A 22,179-nucleotide genomic window follows, 5' to 3' on the forward strand; every position below is an offset into this window, starting at 1 on the left:
CGCTCCGGCAGCGCCGCCGGCGGCCGCCGCCGCCCCGACCTCCGACCTGACCAAGCCCGAGGACGCCCGATGAGCAGCCCCCAGTCCCAGATGCCGCAGGCCGCGCCCGCCTGGCAGGCGGCGCCCGGTTCCGCCCCGTACGCCGGCGACCCCGGTTACACCTCGCCCATCCCGGTCGTGCCCACGCACCTGGGCAACGCCATCGCCTCGGAGTGGACGAAGATCAGGTCGGTGCGCTCCACCATGTGGACGCTCGGTGTGTTCGTCCTGCTCGTCATCGGCATCGGCACGCTGACCGGCGCGGTGGTGGCCAACTCCGACCCGGCCCTGGACGGCGAGAGCCCTCTCGGCCTGGGCTTCTTCGGGCTGCTCCTCGGCAGCATGTGCATCATCACGCTCGGCGTGCTGACCACGGCCTCGGAGTACGGCACCGGCATGATCCGCACCACGATGGTCGCGTGCCCGAGCCGGGGCAGGGTGCTGGCGGCGAAGGCCGTGGTGTTCTTCCTGACCGCGTTCGTCGTGACGCTGGTGTCCGCGTCCCTCGTCGCCTTCCTGCACGTGGCGATGCTGGAGGGCGACGGCACCAAGTCGCCCTCCGCGGGCGAGTGGCTGAAGGGAACGGTCGGCATCTCGCTCTACATCGCGCTGCTGGGCCTGCTCTCGCTCCTCGTCGGCTCGATGATCAGGCACTCGGCCGGTGCCATCACGATCATGATCGGCGCCGTGCTGGCCCCGCTGGTGATCGCGCTGTTCATGTACTCGGAGTCGTTGCAGGGCGTGCGCGACGCCCTGTTCGAGTACTCGATCCCGAACCAGCTCAGCGTCTTCTACGCCAACTCCCTCAGCCAGTCCGGCCCGTCCGGCTGGGACCCGCTGTGGATCATCCTCGGCGCCACGGCCGTCGCGTTCGCCGGCGCCTTCGCGCTGCTGGAGAAGCGGGACGTCTAGGGCCTGTCGTTTGGCTCAGGTCGCAGGGAAATCGGCGGTGCTTCTCGATGCCGTTGAGCGGGGCCTGGTGCGTGCAGCTGCAAGGCGGAGGAAGGAGTCGACGCGGAGCGTCGACGACTGACGACAACGCCGCAGATGCGCGTGCCAGGCCCCGCGTCTGCGACCTGAGCCAAACGGCAGGCCCTGGTCCGCTCAGAACTTCGGCGCGTTACGGGACCGCTGCACCCCCGGGGTGCGGCGGTCCCGCGCGTTCCAGCAGGCCTTGTGCCAGTGTCTGCGGTCGTCGACGCCCGTGTGCTCGGCCCAGGCCACCACGTGCGGCACGCCGTCCGGGATCATCTGGTCGCAGCCGGGGCAGCGGTAGGACTTGCCCTGCGCGCTCGCACCGGCCACGTGCCGCACGCTCCAGTTCTCGCCCTGCCAGTTCTCCGAGGACTGCCAGCCTCCGTAGCGGCCGGGGCGGTCGTCCTCGGCGCTCCGGCCGGACGAAGCGGCGCCCTTGGGTCGGTTGCGACGCGGGGACACAGGACACCTCTCGGAGCTATACAGGAAGCACGGGCCGCATCCAGCCTACGCGGCGCGCACCGGGGTACGCGTACGGCACCAATACGCCACAAGTCCTCGCGGGCGCGGCGGACGCGGCCCGGGTCCTCTCCCCCGGCCTCCCGGCGGAGCGCCCCATTCTGCAGACAATCCGCAAAATACTCCGCCCGGCCGTGTCCTCGGCACGTGTCAGACGGTTATGCGCTGTGGGGGAGCTCCGTGTCGGAGCCAAGGAAGCAGGAAAGCAATGCGCGTTGGAAGTTTCGTGTTGGCGGCCCAGTTCCCCGGTCAGGGCGAGGGAGAGGCGCTGCACCGCGCGGTCCGCTCGGCCGAGGTGGCCGAGGAGGCCGGGCTCGACGCGGTCTGGCTGGCCGAACACCACTTCGTGCCGTACGGCACGTGCCCGTCGGCCATCACCCTGGCCGCCTTACTGCTGGGCCGCACCCGCCGCATCCGGGTGGGCACGGCGGTCAGTGTGCTGCCCACCGTCCACCCCGTGGCCCTCGGCGAACAGGCCGCGCTGCTGCACCACACGAGCGGCGGCCGTTTCACGCTCGGTGTCGGGCGCGGCGGCCCGTGGGTCGACCTGGAGGTGTTCGGCGCGGGCCTGGAGGCGTACGAGAAGGGGTTCCCGGAGTCCCTGGAACTGCTGGTGCGGTGGCTGCGCGAATCGTCCGTGGCAGCCGACGGGGAGCGCTTCCGCTTTCGTGAAGTCCCGGTGGTGCCCCGGCCGTCGGAGGCGCTGACGGAGGCCGCGGGGCCCGAGCTGGTCGTCGCCTGCACCTCGCCGTCGAGTGTGCGGCTGGCGGCCGAGCGGGGTCTTTCGATGCTGCTCGGGATGCACGTGGGGGACGAGGAGAAGGCCGAGATGGTTGCGCTGTGGCGGCAGCACGCGCGGGCCAGCGGCCGGTCGCCGGAGGAGATCCGGAGCGCGTCCCATGTGTCGGCCGGCGTCTGCCAGATCGCGGACCGGCGGGTCGACGCGGCGGAGACGCTGATGAAGGCGATGCCGGGCTGGCTGAAGCAGGGCCTGGAGGCCCATGTCACGGTCGACGGGCGCACACGCCGGATGCGCGACCCGCTGGCGTACACCGAACTGCTCTGCGGGCTGCACCCGGTGGGCACCCCGCGGCTGTGCGCGGACCGGCTCGCGGCGACCAGCGAGCGGACGGGTATCTCCCGCTTCGCGCTGCTCGTCGAGGGTTCCGGGGACCTGGCGGCGACCGAGGAGAACGTGCGGCGGCTGGGCGCCGAGGTGCTCCCTCAACTCGTCTGAGAGCGCGGTGGGTTCCTGGGGGCTTGCCGCTCCGGTACAGAACTGCACCTCCCGCGTACGGAGCGGCAAGCAAGCGGCGCCGCGTCAGCAGTCCCTGAACTCGGGTGACTGGTTCAGCACCTGACTGCGGACCGAGGTGAAGCGGTCCAGCTTCTCGTCGACCGAGGAGTCAAGCGGGAACACGGCCACCCGGTGGCAGTTCTGGAAAGCCAGCCGCACACCGAAGTGCCGTTGCAGCGCGCCGCGTATCGCGTCACTCGCAAGCGCACGCAGCAGCTGGCCGCGTGCCTGCTCGTCCGGCGGGGGCGTCTGGTTGTCGGCGAACGCACCGCCGTCCACCTTCAGCTGGGCCACCAGTGAGCTGATCATCTCCCACGCGTAAGGCAGGGAGATCCGGACGCAGTCGACGAATTCCGCTTCGTCGACCTCGCCTCGCTCGGCCTGTTCGAGTAGGGCCGGTGAGACGTCGAGCGACATGAGTTCTCCTCTCGCACCCCCGGTGAGCAGGGGTTGCCGGACAGATAGGGGAAGTCCGCAATACGGACACGCTGCGTACACGCCTCGCGACCTCCCGTTCATACGGTAAGCAACGCGCGGTGACGGCACCAGGAAAATGCGCAGATGAGACACTCCCGCTGAGCACACCGTGCACACAATCGGCCATTACTGAACACGTGTTTTCCAGGGCGAATCGCGTGGACAGGTGCCCGTCGAGTAGCGTTGCCGACCATGCGTCTCGTCATTGCCCGCTGCTCCGTGGACTACGCCGGGCGGCTCACCGCCCACCTTCCCTCGGCCCCGCGCCTGATCCTGGTGAAGGCGGACGGCAGCGTCTCGATCCACGCCGACGACCGGGCCTACAAGCCCCTGAACTGGATGTCGCCGCCCTGCACCCTGAAGGAGGGCACCGGCGAGGAAGAGGGCGTCTGGACCGTCGTCAACAAGGCGGGCGAGAAGCTCATCATCACGATGGAGGAAGTCCTCCACGACTCGTCGCACGAACTGGGCGTCGATCCCGGCCTGATCAAGGACGGCGTGGAAGCGCACCTCCAGGAGCTGCTCGCCGACCGCATCGAGACACTCGGCGAGGGCTACACGCTGATCCGCCGCGAGTACCCGACGGCCATCGGGCCGGTCGACATCCTGTGCCGGGACGCCGACGGCAAGACCGTCGCGGTGGAGATCAAGCGACGCGGTGAGATCGACGGCGTGGAGCAGCTCACGCGCTATCTGGAGCTGTTGAACCGCGATCCCCATCTCGCCCCGGTGCGCGGTGTCTTCGCGGCCCAGGAGATCAAGCCCCAGGCCCGCGTCCTCGCCACTGACCGCGGCATCGGCTGCCAGGTCCTCGACTACGACGCGCTGCGGGGCATCGAGGACGACAAGCTGCGGCTGTTCTGACGGCCCCTACGACGACGAACAGGGCCGGGTCCGCGAAACGGACCCGGCCCTGCCGTGTGCTCGGGTGTCAGATCACCGTCTCCGAGCCGCCGCTCGGCGTGCCCGTGGTGCTCTCCGACGCGCTGGCGGTGGTGCTCGTGGGAGCGCTGGGCGCCGGGCCGCTGGCCGAGTCGGAGGTGGGGGGGCTGGTCGTGGGCGGCTCCGAGGTGGGCGGCACGGAGGTGGGCGGTTGCGAGGTCGGCGGCTCGGACGTCGGCGGCTTCGACGTCGGCGGCTTGGACGTCGTGGGGGGCTTGGACGTCGTCGGCGGCTTGGACGTCGTCGGCGGCTTCGAGGACGACGGCGGCTTCGACGGCGACGCGGAGTCGCTCGGGTCCTGCGAACCGCTCGGGGAGTCCGACGGTGTCGGGTCGTCCGACGTGCCGGGCGTGCCGTCGGGTCCCGGGTCCGTCGGGCGGGGGGCCGCTTCGCCGTTGTCGCCGTCGCTGTCGTTCGCCGGCCGGTCGGCGCCGAGGCTGCCGTCGTTGATGCCCTGGCTGGCGGACGGGTTGACGCCGACCTGGTCGGACGGCGGGTTCTGATCCTTGTCGGAGGTGGCGCCGAGCGTCACCACCGTGCCCAGGACCGCGACGAGCAGGGCACCGGCACCGGCGGCCACGAGGTTGCGCCGGGCCAGGCCCTTGAGGCCGCCGCGCGCCTTGCGCGAGGGCGCGGGCGAGCTGCGGTGGGTGACCAGGGCCGGGGAGGGCGGCTTCTGGAGCGTCGGGAAGGCCGCCGGAACACCACCGGGCGGCGACGCCGACTCCTCGTCCCGGGCGTCGGGCACCTCCTCCCCCGCGGTCGGCCCGAGCCCGATCGGCGTGCCCGAGCGGTCGGCGACCAGGGCGAGGGCACGGCGGCCGGCGACGGTCCCGCGCTTGTCGGCGAGGGCGCCGCGCAGGCCGATGGAGGCCTCCAGCTCGGCACGGGCCCGGTCGAGCTGTCCCCCGCACAGGGCGAGGACACCGAGCTCGTGGTGGAAGTAGGCCTCTTCGCCGACGTCCCCGGCGAGGCGGGCGGCCTCGGCGCCGGCCCGCAGGGCCCGCTCCCAGGCGCTCCAGTGCAGTCCGGCGGCGAACGCCGGGGCGGCGGTGCGGGCCAGGTGGACGGCCGCGCTCTCCTCGTCCTCGGCGGGCGGGCGGGTGGCCGGTCCGAGGAGGGCCAGGGCGGCGAGGATCACGTCGGCCTCGGCGCACACGCGCTCCGGGGTGACCGAGGGGTGCCCGGCCCACCAGGAGTAGTGCTGGGCGGCGCTGCGGGCCCCGGCCTCGGCCTCGTCGCCGTACCCGGCGGCCTCCAGCTGGGCCGGTACGCCGGCTGCGAGGCGGTAGCGGGAGCCGACCGGGGAGACCAGGCCGCAGGCGGCCAGTTCGCCGAGTGCGGCGTCCGCGTGGGTGTCGCCGACCAGGGCGGGCAGATGCGCCTGGTGCGGGACCTCGCCGCCCAGGGCGACGGCGAACCGCAGGGTGGCGCGGGCGGAGGCGCTCAGCCGGGAGGCGAGCAGCGGCGCGGGCGCGGCGGCCTCACCGAGCGCCGGCAGCGGCACGTCGTCACCGAGGTCGTAGGCGTCGGCGGGGTCGGCCGGGGGGACGTCCTCGAAGACGCCGAACTCGTCGACGGCGCCGGCACCGGCGCGCAGCCGGTCGCGCTGCCGCAGCAGGGCGCCGGCCTGGACGAAGCGCAGCGGCAGGCCCTCGGACTCGAACCAGAGGTCGCCCGCCCAGTTGGACTCGTCCTCGGTGAGGGTCCGGCCGACGGCGTGCTCCAGCAGATCGAGCCCGGCCGCGCGCTCCAGCCCGCCGAGGAGGACCTCCTCGACGCCGGCGTCGGCGGAGGGGGCCGGCACGTCAGGGGTGGCGCCGAGCAGGAAGGCGCACTCGGGGGTCGCCTCCAGCAGTTCGTCGAGCGCGGCGCCGCCGAACTCCAGGTCGTCGAGGACGACGACCGCGCCGATCTCACGGACGTAGGTGAGCAGTTCGTCCCGGTCCGGGCGGTGCAGGGGGGCGCTGTAGACGGCGTGGAACAGGTCGTACAGCAGGTCGTCGGCGGTGCGTCCGAAGCCGTTGAGGCGGACGACGCCGTCGGGGGCGAGGTCGGAGCAGTCCTCGGCGACGAGGTCGAGGAGGCGGGTGCGGCCGGAGCCGGCCGCGCCGGTGAGGCGGGTGGAGCGGCCGCGGGCGAGCAGGCGCACCAGGCGCTCGCGCTCGTCCTGGCGGGCCAGCAGCGGCAGGGCGGGCAGCGCGGGCCCGGGCGGGACGGGCGGGCGGGCGGCGCGCTCGGCCTCGGCGCGCTCGGCCGTGGTGAGCTTCACGGGCCGGGCGGGTCGTTCGGTGGGCGGGCAGGCCTCTATCTCGCTGCCGTCGACGGGGTTGACGGTCAGCAGGAAGTCGCCGGAGACGAGCTGCACCGTGCGCGCGAGCGCCGGCGCGTGCTGCGCGAAGTCCGGTGTGAGGGATTCCCTGGGAGGGCGCTGGCGCGGCGCGGGGCCGTCACCTTCGTGGCCGTACTCCTCGGGTCCCCGGTTGTCAGGATCCATAGGTCAAGCCCCCCAAAAGCGTGTGTGTGCTCGGAAAAGCCCCTCCCGGCCTTGCTGCACACCGCGCTGTCGCTTCTGGTCCGGTCCCGCCGAAGGGTTTCAAGGCAGCGGGCAGCCGAACCCTAAACCTTCGCACAGTATCTACGACAGTCCGGGGTACCGCGCCGTCCATAACGTCACGGTCTCGTGAGGATTGTGCGCGTCGCACGATGCGACGACGTGCGTCCGGGTCTCCCCGGCCGCCCGGCTCACACCCGTACGAGGCGTCACACCCGGGGAAGCGTCTCCACCCCGATGCCCCCCTCGATCGCCAGGATCCGGTGCAGGCGGGTGGCCACCAGCAGACGCTGCATCTGCGGCGGTACGCCGCGCAGCACCAGGCGCCGGCCACAGCGGCCGGCCCGCCGGTGAGCTCCCATGATCACGCCGAGTCCGGTGGCGTCCCAGGAGTCCAGTTCGGACAGGTCGAGCACCAGATCGCCGACTCCGTCGTCGACGGCCGAGTGCAGGACCGTTCGGGCGTCCGCCGCGCTCCGGACGTCGAGGCGGCCCCCGACGACCAGCTCGGCGTGGTCGCCCCTGATGTGCATATGCGCTCCCCGTGCGTGCGAATCGTGCTCCGCGTTCTGGATGTGGGTGATGCAACCTCTGACTGTGTGGAGGAGTCAGAGGTTGCTTCTTGTAAGCGAACCGATACCGAATTCACCCGGGCGTGTGATGAGCCTGGGGCATGTGCGGTTTCAGTGCTTGTAGAAGCCCTGCCCGCTCTTGCGTCCGATGTCACCGGCGTCAACCATCCGGCGCATCGACTCGGGGGCTGCGAACTTCTCGTCCTGGGACTCGGTGTAGATGTTGTTCGTGGCGTGCAGCAGGATGTCGACGCCGGTCAGGTCCGCCGTCGCCAGCGGGCCCATGGCGTGGCCGAAGCCCAGCTTGCAGGCCAGGTCGATGTCCTCGGCGCTGGCCACGCCCGACTCCTGGAGTTTCGCGGCCTCGACGACCAGGGCGCAGATGAGACGGGTCGTCACGAAGCCGGCGACGTCGCGGTTGACGACGATGCAGGTCTTGCCGACCGACTCGGCGAACCGCCGGGCCGTGGCGAGGGTTTCGTCGCTGGTCTTGTAGCCGCGGACGAGTTCGCACAGCTGCATCATCGGCACCGGCGAGAAGAAGTGCGTGCCTACGACCCGCTCCGGGCGCTCCGTGGCCGCCGCGATCTTGGTGATCGGGATGGCGGAGGTGTTGGAGGCGAGGATCGCCTCGTCCTTCACGATCTTGTCGAGCGCGCGGAAGATCTCGTGCTTGACCTCGAGCTTCTCGAACACGGCCTCGACGACCACGTCCGCGTCGGCCGCGGCGTCCAGGTCGGTGGTCGCGGTGATGCGGGCCAGGGCCGCGTCGGCGTCGTGCGCCTCCAGCTTGCCCTTGGCGACGAACTTGTCGTACGACGCCTTGATGCCGTCGGTGCCGCGGGTCAGCGCCTCGTCGGTGACGTCACGCAGGACCACCTCCCAGCCCGCCTGAGCGGAGACCTGGGCGATACCGGCTCCCATGAGGCCGGCCCCGATGACGGCGAGCTTCCCTGCCACTGTGCGACTCCCCTGACGCGCTGTTCATGTCTGCCTCTCCGGCGGACACTAGCGTTCGTGAGGCGGCACGCGCCTGACTTAGTAACGCGTTTCACGTCTCATGGAGTGAGACCCCTGTCACGTCTCACATTTCCTTGCTTTTTGCGCCGGTTGGCGCTTCACGGACCGGCCTGCGCCGAGGCCCCGACGCCCTGCGCCCCGGGTGCCTACAGGCCGTGGTCCGGTTCGCCCGCGCAGGTGAGGAGGTGGGCCCATGACACCAACGTCTAGATTGGCCACATGGTCAATCTGACGCGCATCTACACCAGGACCGGCGATCAGGGCACCACCGCCCTCGGCGACATGAGCCGGGTCGCCAAGACCGATCTGCGGATCTCCGCTTACGCCGACGCCAACGAGGCGAACGCGGTGATCGGCACGGCGATCGCGCTGGGCGGCCTGGACGAGGAGGTCGTCAAGGTCCTCACCCGCGTCCAGAACGACCTGTTCGACGTGGGCGCGGACCTGTCGACGCCGGTGGTGGAGAACCCGGAGTTCCCGCCGCTGCGGGTCGAGCAGTTCTACATCGACAAGCTGGAGGCGGACTGCGACCGCTTCAACGAACAGCTGGAAAAGCTCCGCTCCTTCATCCTTCCCGGCGGCACCCCGGGCGCGGCCCTGCTCCACCAGGCCTGCACGGTCGTACGCCGGGCGGAACGCTCCACGTGGGCGGCGCTGGAGGTGCACGCCGAGGTGATGAACCCCCTGACGGCGACCTACCTCAACCGCCTCTCCGACCTGCTGTTCATCCTCGCGAGGACGGCGAACAAGCAGGTCGGAGACGTGCTGTGGGTGCCGGGCGGGGAGCGCTGAAGCGCCCCGCGAGGGGCGCGAAGACCTGCGCGACGAGCCACGGCGCACCGGCCGCCGGGGAACCGGCCTACCGTCGCACCCTCTCCTTGTCGAGCTGCCGCTCGGCCTCCCCCGCCGGAGCCTTCCGCGGCCAGATCGCATAGCTCAGCGCGACCAGCCCGTGGATCCCGGCGGCACGCCAGGCCACATAGCGCCAGCTCTCCAGGGAGGTCACGCGGCTCGCGTCGTCCACGTACCAGATCGCCAGCTGGAGCAGCACGGTCGCGACGGCGGCCGCCGTGAGGGTCCCCATCCAGACCTTGCCCTCGTGGCGCGCCCGGGCCATGCCGTAGCGGGGAGGGCCGATCGGCTTCGGGGCGCCGCCCAGCCGGTGCGCGGCGTGGCCGTCCAGCCACTTCACCGTGCGGTGGCCGTGCCCGACGGTGTAGCCGATGTACAGCGCGGCCAGGCCGTGCGTCCAGTTCGGCTCGGCGCCGTTCTTCAGGTCCAGCGCGGTGGCGACCAGCAGGACGACCTCCAGCAGCGGCTCGCACAACAGCAGTGCCAGGCCGGTGCGCGGCATCTTCAGCAGGTAGCGGGTGGCCAGTCCGGCGGCCAGCAGCACCCAGAAGCCGACCTCGCAGGCGGCGATCAAGGCGACGATCACGGTTCGCTCCTCTCGGTCACCTTTTCAGGCTCCCGTGCGGCGTGCCCGGAATCGTCGTCGCGACTGACGAAACCGCAGTACATCGAAGGATGCAGCCGCGGACCCTCCGCGGGGATCACGCGCGGGGCGCGACGGCCGTGTTGGATGGTGACATGGCCGTACGACTCCCCCGTCCCCGCCGTTTCGACGTGCACGTCGCGCTGGCCGGCCTGCTCGGCGGGCTGCTGCTGTGGGGCGTCGGCCTGGCCACCCGGCCGCACACCGAGGCATACGTGCTCCTGCCCGGGCGCTGGCCGGTGCTGCTGCCGCTCTTCGTCATGGCGGGCTGCGAGCTGCTGCGCCGGGCCGCCCCGCGTACCGCCCTGCTGATCGGCACGCCCGCGATCGTCCTGGACACCGTCACCCAGGGCAACCTCGTCACGATCCTGATGTACACCGATCTGATGTACGCGGCCGTCCTGTACGGCCCGCCCGCGTCGGCGCACCGCATCCCGCGCATCACCGGGCTGCTCTCGGTGGCCGGGGCGGTGGTGCCGTTCGCGGTCTGGCGCGAGCCCGAGGCGCTGCTGATCGGCGTGGTCACCGGGCTCGTGTCCTTCGGCCCCGCCGCCACGGGTCTGATCGTCCGCAACCACCGTGACGCGGCCGAGGCGGCCCGGCTGCGCGCCGAACAGACCGCGCTGCTCGCCGAGATGGACCGCACCCAGGCGGTCACCGCCGAACGTGCCCGGATGGCCCGCGAACTGCACGACATGGTCGCCAACCACCTGTCCGCGATCGCCATCCACTCCACCGCCGCACTGTCCCTCGACGACCCGAGGACCTCTCAGGATGCGCTCGTGGTCATCCGCGAGAACAGCGTGGAGGGGCTCGCCGAGATGCGGCGGCTGATCGGCATCCTGCGCGACAGCAGCGGCGACGTGGAACCGTCCGCCGCACCCACGCTCGACGGTCTCGGTGCGCTGGTGGACGGCGCCCGCACCAACGGCCTCGACGTCACCCTCGACGCCGACCGGAGCGAGGTGCCCGCCCCCGTCGAGCTCGCCGCCTACCGCATCGTGCAGGAGTCACTGACCAACGCGCTCAAGCACGCCGCCCCGGGCCGGGTCACCGTGTCCCTCGCCCGGCGGGACGGCTCCCTCGTCGTCAGCGTGACCAGCCCCTACGGGGACCGGGACGCCCCGCGCGCCCCCGGTTCCGGCGCGGGTCTGGTCGGTATGAGGGAACGCGTGGCCCTGCTGGACGGCACGTTCGAAGCCGCCCCCGAGGACTCGCCCGGGGGCAAGGTCTGGGTGGTACGCGCCACCCTCCCCGTCAGCCACAGCCCCGAAGGAGACACCGCATGATCCGCGTCCTGGTCGCCGAGGACCAGTCCGCCGTCCGCGCCGGCCTGGTCCTCATTCTGGGCAGCGCGCCCGACATCGAGGTGGTGGGCGAGGCGGCGGACGGCGAGCAGGCGGTGGCGCTGGCCCGCGAGCTGCGGCCGGACCTGGTGCTGATGGACGTTCAGATGCCGCGTCTGGACGGGGTGTCGGCCACCCGTCAGGTCGTCGCGGAGCGGCTCGCCGACGTGCTGGTGCTGACCACCTTCGACCTCGACGAGTACGTCTTCGGGGCGCTGCGGGCGGGCGCATCCGGCTTCCTGCTGAAGAACACCGAGGCGAGGGAGCTGCTGGAGGCGGTGCGGACGCTCGCGCGCGGAGAGGGGCTGATCGCGCCGGCGGTCACGCGGCGGCTGATCGCGGAGTTCGCCGCGAAGCCCGCCCGGGAGCCCGCGGCCGATCCGGCGGTGCTCGAACAGCTGACCCGGCGGGAGCGCGAGGTGCTGTCCTGCCTCGGCGAGGGGCTGTCCAACGCGGGCATCGCGGAGCGGCTCGACATGGCCGAGGCGACCGTGAAGACCCACGTCAGCAGGCTGCTGGGGAAGCTGGAGCTGCGCAGCCGGGTGCAAGCGGCCGTGCTGGCCCAGGAGTTGGGTGTCTGAATCGCGTTTCAGTGCTGGTGGTCCAGACCTATTGACCGGTGGTCCAGACCTTTCTATTCTCACCGCACCAATAGTGGGCGTGAGGCTCAGTCACGCCCCCACAACTCCATCAAGGAGGCGCAGCATGCGCTTCAGACACAGAGCCGCGGCAGGGTTCGCGACGCTGTTGCTCCCGCTGGCCGGCCTCGTCGGCCTGGCGAGCCCGGCCCAGGCCGCGACGTCCGCCACCGCTTCCTACGCCAAGACCCAGGACTGGGGCTCCGGCTTCGAGGGCAGGTGGACGGTGAAGAACACCGGCACCACGGCCCTCAGTTCCTGGACCGTCGAGTGGGACTTCCCCTCCGGTACGTCCGTCACCTCCGCCTGGGACGCCGACGTCACCTCCTCCGGCACCCACTGGACCGCGAAGAACAAGTCCTGGAACGGCACCCTCGCCCCCGGCGCCTCCGTCACCTTCGGCTTCAACGGCAGCGGCTCCGGCTCCCCCACGAACTGCAAGCTCAACGGCGGCAGCTGCGACGGCGGCACCACGGAACCCGGCGACAGCGCGCCCAGCGCCCCCGGCACCCCGACCGCCTCGGACATCACCAACACCTCGGTGAAGCTGTCCTGGTCCGCCGCCACCGACGACAAGGGCGTCAAGAACTACGACGTCCTGCGCGACGGCGGCAAGGTCGCCACCGTGACGGGCACCTCGTACACCAACACCGGCCTCACCGCAGGCACCGACTACTCCTACTCCGTCCAGGCCCGTGACACCGCCGACCAGACCGGCCCGGTCAGCGGCGCCGTCCGGGTCCGCACCACCGGCGGCACCACCGAGCCGCCCACCGGCGACAAGGTCAAGCTCGGCTACTTCACCGAGTGGGGCGTCTACGGCCGCAACTACCACGTGAAGAACCTGGTGACCTCGGGCACGGCCTCGAAGATCACCCACATCAACTACGCCTTCGGCAATGTCAAGAACGGCCAGTGCACCGTCGACGACACCTACGCCGCCTACGACAAGGCCTACACCGCCGACCAGTCCGTCAGCGGCACCGCCGACACCTGGGACCAGCCGCTGCGCGGCAACTTCAACCAGCTGCGCCAGCTGAAGGCGAAGTACCCGCACATCAAGGTGCTGTACTCCTTCGGCGGCTGGACCTACTCGGGCGGCTTCGGCCAGGCGGCGCAGAACGCGGCCGCGTTCGCCAAGTCCTGCAAGGCCGTCGTCGAGGACCCGCGCTGGGCCGACGTCTTCGACGGCATCGACATCGACTGGGAGTACCCGAACGCCTGCGGCCTGACCTGCGACACCTCGGGCCCGGCGGCCTTCAAGAACCTCTCCCAGGCCCTGCGCAACGAGTTCGGTCCGGACTACCTGGTCACCGCGGCCATCACCGCCGACGGCTCCTCCGGCGGCAAGATCGACGCGGCCGACTACGGCGGCGCCGCCCAGTACCTCGACTGGTACAACGTGATGACCTACGACTACTTCGGCGCGTTCGACAAGGACGGCCCGACCGCCCCGCACTCCCCGCTCACGTCCTACCCGGGGATCCCGCAGGCGGGCTTCAACTCGGCCGACGCGATCGCCAAGCTGAAGGCCAAGGGCGTCCCGGCCAAAAAGCTCCTGCTCGGCATCGGCTTCTACGGCCGCGGCTGGACCGGCGTCACCCAGTCCGCGCCGGGCGGATCGGCCACCGGCGCGGCTCCGGGCACGTACGAGGCGGGCATCGAGGACTACAAGGTCCTGAAGAACTCCTGCCCGGCCACCGGCACCATCGCCGGCACGGCGTACGCGCACTGCGGCAGCAACTGGTGGTCGTACGACACTCCGGCCACGATCGCCGGGAAGATGACCTGGGCGAAGAACCAGGGACTCGGCGGCGCGTTCTTCTGGGAGTTCAGCGGAGACACCGCGAACGGAGAGCTGGCGACGGCCATCGACAGCGGCCTGAAGTAGGCCGGATCACAGAGAAGTTCGAAGGGTTTCAGACCCTAGGCGACATTGACGCGCTGACCGGGCGGGGCTGCCTCCAGCCACGCGAGAAAGCCGGTCAGCGCGTCTTCGCTCATCGCGAGTTCCAGACGGGTGCCCCGGTGCACACAGGCCAGGATCACATGGTCGGAGAGGAGCGCCAGCTCCTCCTCGCCCTCCGGCACCCGGCGGCCTGCCACCTCGATGGCGGACCGCTCCAGGGTGCGGCGCGGACGCGGCGAGTACGAGAAGACGCGGTACCACTCGACGCGGTCGCCGTTGTAGCGGGCCACCCCGTACGCCCAGCCCTTGCCGTTGGCGTCACCCTCGGCCGGGGCGTCCCAGCGCAGGCTGGCGTCGAAGGTGCCGCCCGAGCGCTGGATCAGCCGGCGGCGCAGGCCGAAGACGAACAGGCCCACCACCACGAGGGCCACCACGATTCCGCACACAGTCAGAGCGAGGACCATCGACACCGACCTCCTCGTCTCCTAGGTAACGGAACGTAAAAATCACCCACATCCGCCTCAGCCGCGGCTGGGTCCGGATCTCTCCGGTACCCAGCCGCGGCTGAGTGACGTCATCACACGGCGGACTCCGGTCAGCGCGCCGCCGTGGCAGCCCGCAGGCGGACGTCCGCGCGGCGCTGGGCCTCCGCGTCGTCCTCCGCCTTCGCGCGCTCGAGCTCCTGCTCCGCGCGCTGGACGTCGATCTCGTCCGACAGCTCCGCGACTTCCGCCAGCAGCGAGAGCTTGTCGTCCGCGAACGAGATGAATCCGCCGTGGACCGCGGCGACGACCGTCCCGCCCTCACTCGTACGGATGGTCACCGGGCCCGACTCCAGCACACCGAGCAGCGGCTGGTGACCGGGCATGACGCCGATGTCGCCGGACGTGGTGCGCGCGACGACCAGGGTGGCCTGGCCGGACCAGACCTCACGGTCGGCCGCGACCAGCGCGACGTGCAGCTCAGCAGCCAAGGGTGGCTCCTCGGGTCACCACCCGGCAGGGGTGCCGGGTGTTGGTTACAAGTCTAGTAGGCGTGACAGAGGGGGCGGGACGAACCCCCGCCCCCTCCGACGAGCACGGGGCTCAGGAGACGCCGAGCTCCTTGGCGTTGTTCTTGAGGTCCTCAAGACCACCGCACATGAAGAACGCCTGCTCCGGGAAGTGGTCGTACTCGCCGTCGCAGATCGCGTTGAACGCGGCGATCGACTCGTCCAGCGGCACGTCCGAACCGTCCACGCCGGTGAACTGCTTGGCGGCGTGGGTGTTCTGGGACAGGAAGCGCTCCACGCGACGGGCACGGTGGACGACGAGCTTGTCCTCCTCGCCGAGCTCGTCGATACCGAGGATCGCGATGATGTCCTGGAGGTCCTTGTACTTCTGCAGGATGTTCTTCACGCGCATCGCGGCGTTGTAGTGCTCCGCCGAGATGTACCGCGGGTCGAGGATGCGGGACGTCGAGTCCAGCGGGTCCACGGCCGGGTAGATGCCCTTCTCGGAGATCGGACGGGACAGAACCGTCGTCGCGTCGAGGTGGGCGAAGGTGGTGGCCGGGGCCGGGTCGGTCAGGTCGTCCGCGGGGACGTAGATCGCCTGCATCGAGGTGATCGAGTGACCACGGGTCGAGGTGATGCGCTCCTGGAGGGTGCCCATCTCGTCGGCCAGGTTCGGCTGGTAGCCCACCGCGGAGGGCATACGGCCGAGCAGGGTCGACACCTCGGAACCGGCCTGGGTGAAGCGGAAGATGTTGTCGATGAAGAACAGCACGTCCTGCTTCTGGACGTCACGGAAGTACTCCGCCATCGTCAGGCCGGCCAGGGCCACGCGCAGACGGGTGCCCGGGGGCTCGTCCATCTGGCCGAAGACCAGGGCGGTCTTGTCCAGAACGCCGGACTCCTCCATCTCCGCGATGAGGTCGTTGCCCTCACGGGTGCGCTCGCCGACGCCCGCGAAGACGGAGACGCCCTCGTGGAGGTTGGCGACACGCATGATCATTTCCTGGATCAGCACGGTCTTGCCGACACCGGCACCACCGAACAGACCGATCTTGCCGCCCTTGACGTACGGGGTGAGCAGGTCGACGACCTTCAGGCCCGTCTCGAACATCTCGGTCTTCGACTCGAGCTGGTCGAACGCGGGGGCCTTGCGGTGGATGGACCAGCGCTCGCCCTCGTGGGTCTCGTCGCTGTTCAGCACCTCACCGAGGGTGTTGAACACCTTGCCCTTGGTGAAGTCGCCGACCGGGACGGTGATGCCCGCGCCCGTGTCGGTCACCGGGGCCTGGCGGACCAGACCGTCGGTGGGCTGCATGGAGATCGCGCGGACCAGGCCGTCACCCAGGTGCTGGGCGACCTCCAGGGTCAGCGTCTTCTTCTCGCCTGCGAGCGCCGGGTCGGCGACCTCGACGTGAAGGGCGTTGTAGATCTCCGGCATCGCGTCGACGGGGAACTCCACGTCGACGACCGGGCCGATGACCCGCGCGACGCGGCCCGTCGCCGTGGCCGTCTCAACAGTGGTGGTCATTTGTCAGTCACTCCCCGCGGTCGCGTCGGCCAGGGCACTGGCGCCACCGACGATCTCGCTGATTTCCTGGGTGATTTCGGCCTGGCGGGCCTGGTTGGCAAGCCGGGTGAGCGTCTCGATGAGCTCTCCGGCGTTGTCGGTGGCCGACTTCATCGCGCGCCGCGTGGCGGCGTGCTTGGAGGCAGCCGACTGGAGCAGCGCGTTGTAGATGCGGCTCTCGACGTAGCGCGGCAGCAGGGCGTCGAGGACGTCCTCCGCCGAGGGCTCGAAGTCGAACAGCGGGAGGATCTCGCCCTTGGGCTTGGCCTCCGCCGCCACCTCGTCGAGGCTGAGCGGCAGCAACCGCGCCTCGATCGCCGTCTGCGTCATCATCGACACGAACTCGGTGTAGACGATGTGGAGCTCGTCCACGCCGCCCTCGGCCGTCTCCGTCTCGATCGCCTCGATCAGCGGGGCCGCGACCTTCTTGGCGTCCGCGTACGACGGCTCGTCGGTGAAGCCCGTGAACGACTCCGCGATCTTGCGCTCGCGGAAGTTGTAGTGGGCGACACCGCGGCGGCCGACGATGTAGCTGACGACCTCCTTGCCCTCGGCCTCGAGCTTCGCCGTGAGCTTCTCCGCGGCCTTGATGGCGTTGGAGTTGAAGGCGCCGGCCAGACCGCGGTCGCTCGTGAGGAGCAGGACCGCGGCACGGGTCGGGTTCTCCGGCTCGGTCGTGAGCGGGTGCTTGGTGTTGGATCCGCCGGCGACCGCCGTGACCGCCCGGGTGAGCTCGGTCGCGTACGGGGTGGAGGCCGCCACCTTGCGCTGCGCCTTGACGACGCGCGAGGCGGCGATCATCTCCATCGCCTTGGTGATCTTCTTGGTCGCGGTGACGGATCGGATGCGACGCTTGTAGACCCGGAGCTGGGCTCCCATGAGTCAGGTCCCTTCCGTCGTCACTTACCGGCAGCCGGGGTGTCCTCGCCGAGCAGCTTGCCGTCGGAGGTCTCGAACTGCTTCTTGAACTCCACGATGGCATCGGCGACGGCCTGGAGCGTGTCGTCGGACATCTTGCCGCCCTCGCGGATGGAGGTCATGAGGCCCTGCTCCTTGCGGTGCAGGTACTCCAGCAGCTCCTTCTCGAAGCGGCGGATGTCGGCGACGGGGACGTCGTCCATCTTGCCGGTGGTGCCGGCCCAGACGGAGACGACCTGGTCCTCGGTGGCCATCGGCTGGTACTGCGCCTGCTTCAGCAGCTCGACCATGCGCTGACCGCGCTCCAGCTGCGCCTTGGACGCGGCGTCCAGGTCGGAACCGAAGGCGGCGAAGGCCTCCAGCTCACGGAACTGGGCGAGGTCCACGCGCAGACGGCCGGAAACCTGCTTCATCGCCTTGTGCTGCGCGGAACCACCGACTCGGGAGACGGAGATACCGACGTTCAGCGCGGGGCGCTGACCGGCGTTGAACAGGTCCGACTCCAGGAAGCACTGGCCGTCGGTGATGGAGATGACGTTGGTCGGGATGAACGCCGAGACGTCGTTGGCCTTCGTCTCGACGATCGGCAGACCGGTCATCGAGCCGGCACCCATCTCGTCGGAGAGCTTCGCGCAGCGCTCCAGCAGACGGGAGTGCAGGTAGAAGACGTCACCCGGGTAGGCCTCACGGCCCGGCGGGCGGCGCAGCAGCAGCGACACGGCGCGGTAGGCGTCGGCCTGCTTCGACAGGTCGTCGAAGATGATCAGGACGTGCTTGCCCTGGTACATCCAGTGCTGGCCGATGGCCGAACCGGTGTACGGCGCCAGGTACTTGAAGCCGGCCGGGTCGGACGCCGGGGCGGCGACGATGGTCGTGTACTCCAGCGCGCCGGCCTCTTCCAGAGCGCCGCGCACACCGGCGATCGTGGAGCCCTTCTGGCCGATGGCGACGTAGATGCAGCGGACCTGCTTGTTCGGGTCGCCCGAGCGCCAGTTGTCGCGCTGGTTGATGATGGTGTCGACGGCCAGGGCGGTCTTGCCGGTCTGGCGGTCACCGATGATCAGCTGACGCTGGCCACGGCCGATCGGGGTCATCGCGTCGACGGCCTTGTAGCCCGTCTCCATCGGCTCGTGCACCGACTTGCGGACCATGACGCCCGGAGCCTGCAGCTCCAGGGCGCGACGGTCCTCGGTCTCGATCTCGCCGAGGCCGTCGATCGGGTTGCCGAGGGGGTCCACCACGCGGCCGAGGTAGCCCTCGCCCACCGCAACGGAGAGAACCTCACCGGTACGGGAGACCGGCTGGCCCTCCTCGACGCCGCTGAACTCGCCGAGGACGATGGCACCGATCTCGCGCTCCTCGAGGTTGAGGGCGAGGCCGAGGGTGCCGTCCTCGAACTTCAGCAGCTCGTTGGCCATGGTCGAGGGCAGGCCCTCGACCTTCGCGATGCCGTCACCGGCGAAGGTGACCGTACCGACCTCCTCGCGCGAGGCCGCGTCCGGCTTGTACGCCTGGACGAAGTTCTCCAGCGCGTCCCGGATCTCCTCCGGCCGGATCGTGAGCTCCGCCATCTGGGTTCCCTGCTCTCCTTGTTGGGCCCGAAGTTTCACTTTGGGGGTCTGGGGGCGACCCCCAGGATTCTTCTGCACGGCCCAACCAGGGCCGTCGTAAGTACGTATGCCTATTGAGTTGCTGCTCAGCCGGCGAGCCGACGGCCGGCGTCCTCGATGCGGTCCGCGAGGGAGCCGTTGATGAGCTCGTCACCGACCTGCACCCGGATCCCGCCGAGGACCTCGGGGTCCACGTCCAGGTTCAGGTGCATCTTGCGGCCGTAGAGCTTCGCGAGGACGGCGCCCAGGCGCTGCTTCTGTGCGTCGCTCAGCGGCACCGCCGAGGTGACGACGGCCACCATGCGGTCCCGGCGCTCGGCGGCGAGCTTGGACAGGGACTCCAGTCCCGACTCCAGGCTACGTCCCCGCGGCGCGGTCACAAGGCGCGCGACCAGACGCTCGGTGGCCGACTGGGCCCGGCCGCCGAGCAGGCTGCGCAGCAGCTCGCTCTTTGCCGAGGTGGTGGCCTTGCGGTCGGTCAGCGCGGCACGCAGCTCGGTGCTGCCGGAGACGATCCGGCCGAACCGGAACAGCTCGTCCTCGACGTCGTCGAGCTTGCCGGCCTGCTGCGCGGCGGTGAGGTCGGCGGTGTCGGCCAGCACCTCCACCGCGTCCACCAGGTCGCGCGACTGCGACCAGCGGGAGCGCACCATGCCGGCGACCAGGTCGGCGGCCGGGCCGCTGACCTGGGTGCCGAGCAGACGCTGGGCCAGACCTGCCTTGGCCTCCGCGTCCTGCGCCGGGTCGGTGAGGACCCGACGCAGCGACACCTCGCGGTCGAGCAGCGCGGTGACGGCGGCCAGCTCGTCGGCGAGCGAACTCGCGTTCACGGACGTCGAGTCCGTCAGCGCGTCGAGACGCTCACGTGCGGCTGCCAGGGCCTCGCGGCTCGCTCCGTTCATCGCCCGGCCTCGGCCTTCTCCTCGAGCTCGTCGAGGAACCGGTCGATCACGCGGCTCTGGCGGGCGTGGTCCTCCAGGGACTCCCCGACGAGCTTGCCGGCCAGGTCGGTGGCGAGCTTGCCGACGTCCTGGCGCAGCGCGGACGCGGCGGCCTTGCGGTCGGCCTCGATCTGGGAGTGACCGGCGGCGACGATCTCCTCGCGCTGACGCTGGCCCTCGGCCCGCATCTCGGCGATGAGCGCGGCACCCTGCTCCTGCGCCTCCTGGCGCAGGCGCGCGGCCTCGTGCCGGGCCTCGGCGAGCTGTGCCTTGTACTGCTCAAGGACGCTCTGGGCCTCGACCTTCATGGTCTCGGCCTCTTCGATACCGCCTTCGATCGCCGCGCGGCGCTCCTCCAGAACCTTGTTGATGTTCGGAAGCAGCTTCTTCCAGAAGAAGAAGAACACGATGGCGAAGGCGATGGTGCCGACGAGCAGCTCGGGGCCCGGAGGAACGAGCGGGTTCTGCTCTTCCTCGGCCGCCAGCTGCACCAGGTTGGCGATCACATCAGTGCCTTTCGTCGAAACGTGTCGGTGAGCAGGTAATTACTGACCGAACACGAACGGCATAACGATGCCGATGAGGGCGAGCGCCTCACAGAAGGCGAAGCCCAGGATCTGGTTGGCGCGGATCAGGCCGGCGGCCTCGGGCTGGCGGGCCAGGGCCTGGGTGCCGTTACCGAAGATGATGCCGACGCCGATGCCGGGGCCGATGGCGGAGAGGCCGTAGCCGATGGAGCCGAGCGAACCGGAGACAGCGGCGAGGGTCTCAGTGGCAGCCATGCTGTTTCTTCCTTCTCTTTCACGGACCGGCGGGGGTTGGCCACCGGACGTTCTTGGGATCTTGCGGGGGGTGAGGGGCTCAGTGGTGCTCGGCCAGAGCGCCCTGGATGTACGTGCAGGCGAGGAGTACGAAGACGTACGCCTGGACGGCCTGCACGAAAAGCTCGAAGACGATCATGGCCATGGTCATCACGAAGGAGATACCGGCCGCCGGGATCATCCAGCTGTTGAGCAGGTACCAGGAGGCGACGGTGAACATGACCAGCATCAGGTGACCGGCGAACATGTTCGCGAACAGTCGGACGGCGTGCGTGAACGGCCGGACGAGCAGGTTCGAGAAGAACTCGATGATCATCACGAGCGGCAGCACCGGGCCGAGCGACTTGTCGTAGCCGGTGATGTTCTTGAAGAACCCGACGAAGCCGTGCCGCTTGAAGGTCAGCGAGACCCAGGTCACGTAGACGACCGCGGCGAGGACCGCCGGGTAGGCGATGACCGACGACACCGGGAACTGCGCCAGCGGGATCACGGACCAGATGTTCATGATCCAGATGAAGAAGAACAGCGAGACCATCAAGGGGACGTACTTCTCGCCCTCCTTCTTTCCGAGGGTCTCGTAGACGATGCCGCGGCGGACGAAGTCGTAGCCGGCCTCACCGACCATCTGCAGCTTGCCGGGCACCACCTTGGCCTTGCCGAAGGCCGCCCAGAAGAAGCCGATGACGAGGATGGTGGTGATGATGGCGAGCAGCATCACCTTGTTGAACTCGTACCCTCCAACCGTGGCAATCGGCTTGAAGAGGAACGAGTGCAGGCCCGGTGCCGGAAAACCACACCCGTCGGACATGATCCGACAGCTCCAGTCAAAGGCGAGCTGGGTCTGGTCAGCACTCACCGCGGGCTCCTTCGGCGTGACGCATAGGTACGGCAACCTCGTTGTGTCGGCGCGGCGCGCAGCCGCGGTTCGGCACGGGACTGGTGTTACGGATGTGAGGGCGGCTGGGGGGCATCGAGCCTCGCGTTCGAGCAGGCGTCAGCTCAGATGCCCGCGCCCGCGATGCCGCAGTTGGCACCGGACGATAGCAGGAGTTCCTACTGCCCTTTATCGCGCCCCTACTCGTCACGACGACGGTCCGGTCTTCTCGGGCTTCTCGCTCTTCTCGGAGTCCGGGTCGATGTAGAAGATCTTGGCTTTCATATGCGCACGAGCCTGCGCGGCCATCCACACGACGGTGGCGATGACGAGCCCGAGGGCGAACGTCTTCGCGTTGAAGAGAGAGGTGTCCTTGAAGAGGGCGACGAAGATCAGGAGAAGCAGCAGCTGGGCGACGTAGAGCATCAGCCCCATGGCCTGGAACAACTGCGGGAGCGTTTTTGCCGTCCACTGGAGAACGTAGAGACCGACCCCCATGAAGAGGATGGCCAGCACGGTGCCGACGGCCGCTCCGACGGCTCCCTTGCCTCCGGCCACCACGCCACTGACGGCGACCACGACCACACCGGCAGCGGCTGTGGGCACAGCGCACTGCAAGAGGTTCCGGGCGTCATTGGACGGCATGGCGGCAACTCCGCTTTCGCAGGGGG

23 protein-coding genes are annotated in these 22,179 nt (G+C 70.0%); 7 read left to right on the forward strand and 16 right to left on the reverse strand.

Features of this window, described 5'->3' with window-relative positions; translation table 11 throughout:
• Window positions 1-69: 69 nt before the first annotated feature.
• On the forward strand, window positions 70-951 hold the full coding sequence (locus GTY56_RS31940; protein ID WP_161368767.1) for an ABC transporter permease: 882 nt from the start codon (window positions 70-72) through the stop codon (window positions 949-951).
• A 192-nt stretch (window positions 952-1,143) separates the two neighbouring features.
• Here the strand turns inward: GTY56_RS31940 and GTY56_RS31945 are convergent, their stop codons facing one another.
• A complete protein-coding gene (locus GTY56_RS31945) occupies window positions 1,144-1,476 on the reverse strand; it encodes an Rv1322 family protein (RefSeq protein ID WP_033312970.1) in 333 nt (110 codons plus the stop codon).
• 265 nt (window positions 1,477-1,741) lie between these two features.
• Here GTY56_RS31945 and GTY56_RS31950 point away from each other — a divergent pair, with 265 nt between their 5' ends.
• Entirely contained in the window at window positions 1,742-2,770 is a 1,029-nt protein-coding gene (locus GTY56_RS31950) for an LLM class flavin-dependent oxidoreductase (protein WP_161368768.1), read from the forward strand.
• An 84-nt stretch (window positions 2,771-2,854) separates the two neighbouring features.
• On the opposite strand, the gene GTY56_RS31955 is transcribed toward GTY56_RS31950, so the two are convergent.
• On the reverse strand, window positions 2,855-3,247 hold the full coding sequence (locus GTY56_RS31955) for an SCO5389 family protein (protein ID WP_053670566.1): 393 nt from the start codon (window positions 3,245-3,247) through the stop codon (window positions 2,855-2,857).
• Window positions 3,248-3,499: 252 nt separating this feature from the next.
• Here GTY56_RS31955 and nucS point away from each other — a divergent pair, with 252 nt between their 5' ends.
• Window positions 3,500-4,171 (forward strand): endonuclease NucS, encoded by a 672-nt coding sequence (nucS, locus tag GTY56_RS31960; RefSeq protein WP_033312972.1) that lies wholly within the window; start codon window positions 3,500-3,502, stop codon window positions 4,169-4,171.
• 67 nt (window positions 4,172-4,238) lie between these two features.
• Here the strand turns inward: nucS and GTY56_RS31965 are convergent, their stop codons facing one another.
• The 3 genes from GTY56_RS31965 to GTY56_RS31975 all read right to left on the reverse strand — a co-directional run bounded on the left by GTY56_RS31965 (window position 4,239) and on the right by GTY56_RS31975 (window position 8,335).
• Complete coding sequence (locus tag GTY56_RS31965) at window positions 4,239-6,746, reverse strand: ATP-binding protein (protein WP_161368769.1); 2,508 nt, start codon at window positions 6,744-6,746, stop codon at window positions 4,239-4,241.
• A gap of 266 nt (window positions 6,747-7,012) precedes the next feature.
• On the reverse strand, window positions 7,013-7,336 hold the full coding sequence (locus GTY56_RS31970) for an STAS domain-containing protein (RefSeq protein WP_003993003.1): 324 nt from the start codon (window positions 7,334-7,336) through the stop codon (window positions 7,013-7,015).
• A 150-nt stretch (window positions 7,337-7,486) separates the two neighbouring features.
• The gene (locus GTY56_RS31975) at window positions 7,487-8,335 is read right to left on the reverse strand and encodes a 3-hydroxybutyryl-CoA dehydrogenase (RefSeq protein ID WP_161368770.1); all 849 of its coding nucleotides are present in this window, start codon (window positions 8,333-8,335) and stop codon (window positions 7,487-7,489) included.
• A gap of 279 nt (window positions 8,336-8,614) precedes the next feature.
• Here GTY56_RS31975 and GTY56_RS31980 point away from each other — a divergent pair, with 279 nt between their 5' ends.
• Window positions 8,615-9,187 carry a cob(I)yrinic acid a,c-diamide adenosyltransferase gene (locus tag GTY56_RS31980; RefSeq protein ID WP_161368771.1) on the forward strand — a complete coding sequence of 191 codons (573 nt, stop codon included), beginning with the start codon at window positions 8,615-8,617 and terminating at the stop codon, window positions 9,185-9,187.
• Window positions 9,188-9,254: 67 nt separating this feature from the next.
• Here GTY56_RS31980 and GTY56_RS31985 read toward each other — a convergent pair whose 3' ends face one another.
• Entirely contained in the window at window positions 9,255-9,833 is a 579-nt protein-coding gene (locus tag GTY56_RS31985; RefSeq protein ID WP_161368772.1) for a hypothetical protein, read from the reverse strand.
• Between the two features lie 152 nt (window positions 9,834-9,985).
• On the opposite strand from GTY56_RS31985, the gene GTY56_RS31990 reads away from it, so the two are divergent.
• From GTY56_RS31990 to GTY56_RS32000, 3 genes are all read left to right on the forward strand, one after another.
• On the forward strand, window positions 9,986-11,179 hold the full coding sequence (locus GTY56_RS31990; protein ID WP_161368773.1) for a sensor histidine kinase: 1,194 nt from the start codon (window positions 9,986-9,988) through the stop codon (window positions 11,177-11,179).
• Complete coding sequence (locus tag GTY56_RS31995) at window positions 11,176-11,817, forward strand: response regulator (protein WP_161368774.1); 642 nt, start codon at window positions 11,176-11,178, stop codon at window positions 11,815-11,817. Before GTY56_RS31990 ends, GTY56_RS31995 begins: the two co-directional genes overlap by 4 nt.
• A gap of 124 nt (window positions 11,818-11,941) precedes the next feature.
• Window positions 11,942-13,765 (forward strand): glycoside hydrolase family 18 chitinase, encoded by a 1,824-nt coding sequence (locus GTY56_RS32000; protein WP_161368775.1) that lies wholly within the window; start codon window positions 11,942-11,944, stop codon window positions 13,763-13,765.
• Window positions 13,766-13,800: 35 nt separating this feature from the next.
• On the opposite strand, the gene GTY56_RS32005 is transcribed toward GTY56_RS32000, so the two are convergent.
• From GTY56_RS32005 to GTY56_RS32050, 10 genes are all read right to left on the reverse strand, one after another.
• On the reverse strand, window positions 13,801-14,247 hold the full coding sequence (locus GTY56_RS32005) for a DUF2550 domain-containing protein (RefSeq protein WP_161368776.1): 447 nt from the start codon (window positions 14,245-14,247) through the stop codon (window positions 13,801-13,803).
• A 131-nt stretch (window positions 14,248-14,378) separates the two neighbouring features.
• Complete coding sequence (locus tag GTY56_RS32010) at window positions 14,379-14,756, reverse strand: F0F1 ATP synthase subunit epsilon (RefSeq protein ID WP_033312984.1); 378 nt, start codon at window positions 14,754-14,756, stop codon at window positions 14,379-14,381.
• Between the two features lie 112 nt (window positions 14,757-14,868).
• The gene (gene atpD / locus GTY56_RS32015) at window positions 14,869-16,305 is read right to left on the reverse strand and encodes a F0F1 ATP synthase subunit beta (RefSeq protein ID WP_161368777.1); all 1,437 of its coding nucleotides are present in this window, start codon (window positions 16,303-16,305) and stop codon (window positions 14,869-14,871) included.
• A 3-nt stretch (window positions 16,306-16,308) separates the two neighbouring features.
• Window positions 16,309-17,223, reverse strand: coding sequence for a F0F1 ATP synthase subunit gamma (locus GTY56_RS32020; protein ID WP_161368778.1), 915 nt, complete (start codon window positions 17,221-17,223; stop codon window positions 16,309-16,311).
• 20 nt (window positions 17,224-17,243) lie between these two features.
• A complete protein-coding gene (gene atpA / locus GTY56_RS32025; protein ID WP_161368779.1) occupies window positions 17,244-18,833 on the reverse strand; it encodes a F0F1 ATP synthase subunit alpha in 1,590 nt (529 codons plus the stop codon).
• A gap of 125 nt (window positions 18,834-18,958) precedes the next feature.
• The gene (locus GTY56_RS32030) at window positions 18,959-19,774 is read right to left on the reverse strand and encodes a F0F1 ATP synthase subunit delta (RefSeq protein ID WP_161368780.1); all 816 of its coding nucleotides are present in this window, start codon (window positions 19,772-19,774) and stop codon (window positions 18,959-18,961) included.
• Window positions 19,771-20,319, reverse strand: a complete 549-nt coding sequence (locus GTY56_RS32035; RefSeq protein WP_161368781.1) for a F0F1 ATP synthase subunit B — start codon at window positions 20,317-20,319, stop codon at window positions 19,771-19,773. Before GTY56_RS32035 ends, GTY56_RS32030 begins: the two co-directional genes overlap by 4 nt.
• Before the next feature lie 39 nt (window positions 20,320-20,358).
• Entirely contained in the window at window positions 20,359-20,595 is a 237-nt protein-coding gene (locus tag GTY56_RS32040) for an ATP synthase subunit C-like protein (protein ID WP_010040161.1), read from the reverse strand.
• 79 nt (window positions 20,596-20,674) lie between these two features.
• Window positions 20,675-21,490: a F0F1 ATP synthase subunit A gene (gene atpB, locus GTY56_RS32045; protein ID WP_481713600.1), complete on the reverse strand. Its 816-nt coding sequence runs from the start codon at window positions 21,488-21,490 to the stop codon at window positions 20,675-20,677.
• Window positions 21,491-21,715: 225 nt separating this feature from the next.
• Entirely contained in the window at window positions 21,716-22,153 is a 438-nt protein-coding gene (locus GTY56_RS32050) for a Cg1360 family ATP-synthase-associated protein (RefSeq protein ID WP_062929089.1), read from the reverse strand.
• Window positions 22,154-22,179 lie beyond the last annotated feature (26 nt).

It is taken from the genome of Streptomyces sp. SID5643 (genome assembly GCF_009872555.1).
GTDB classification, from domain to species: domain Bacteria; phylum Actinomycetota; class Actinomycetes; order Streptomycetales; family Streptomycetaceae; genus Streptomyces; species Streptomyces iakyrus.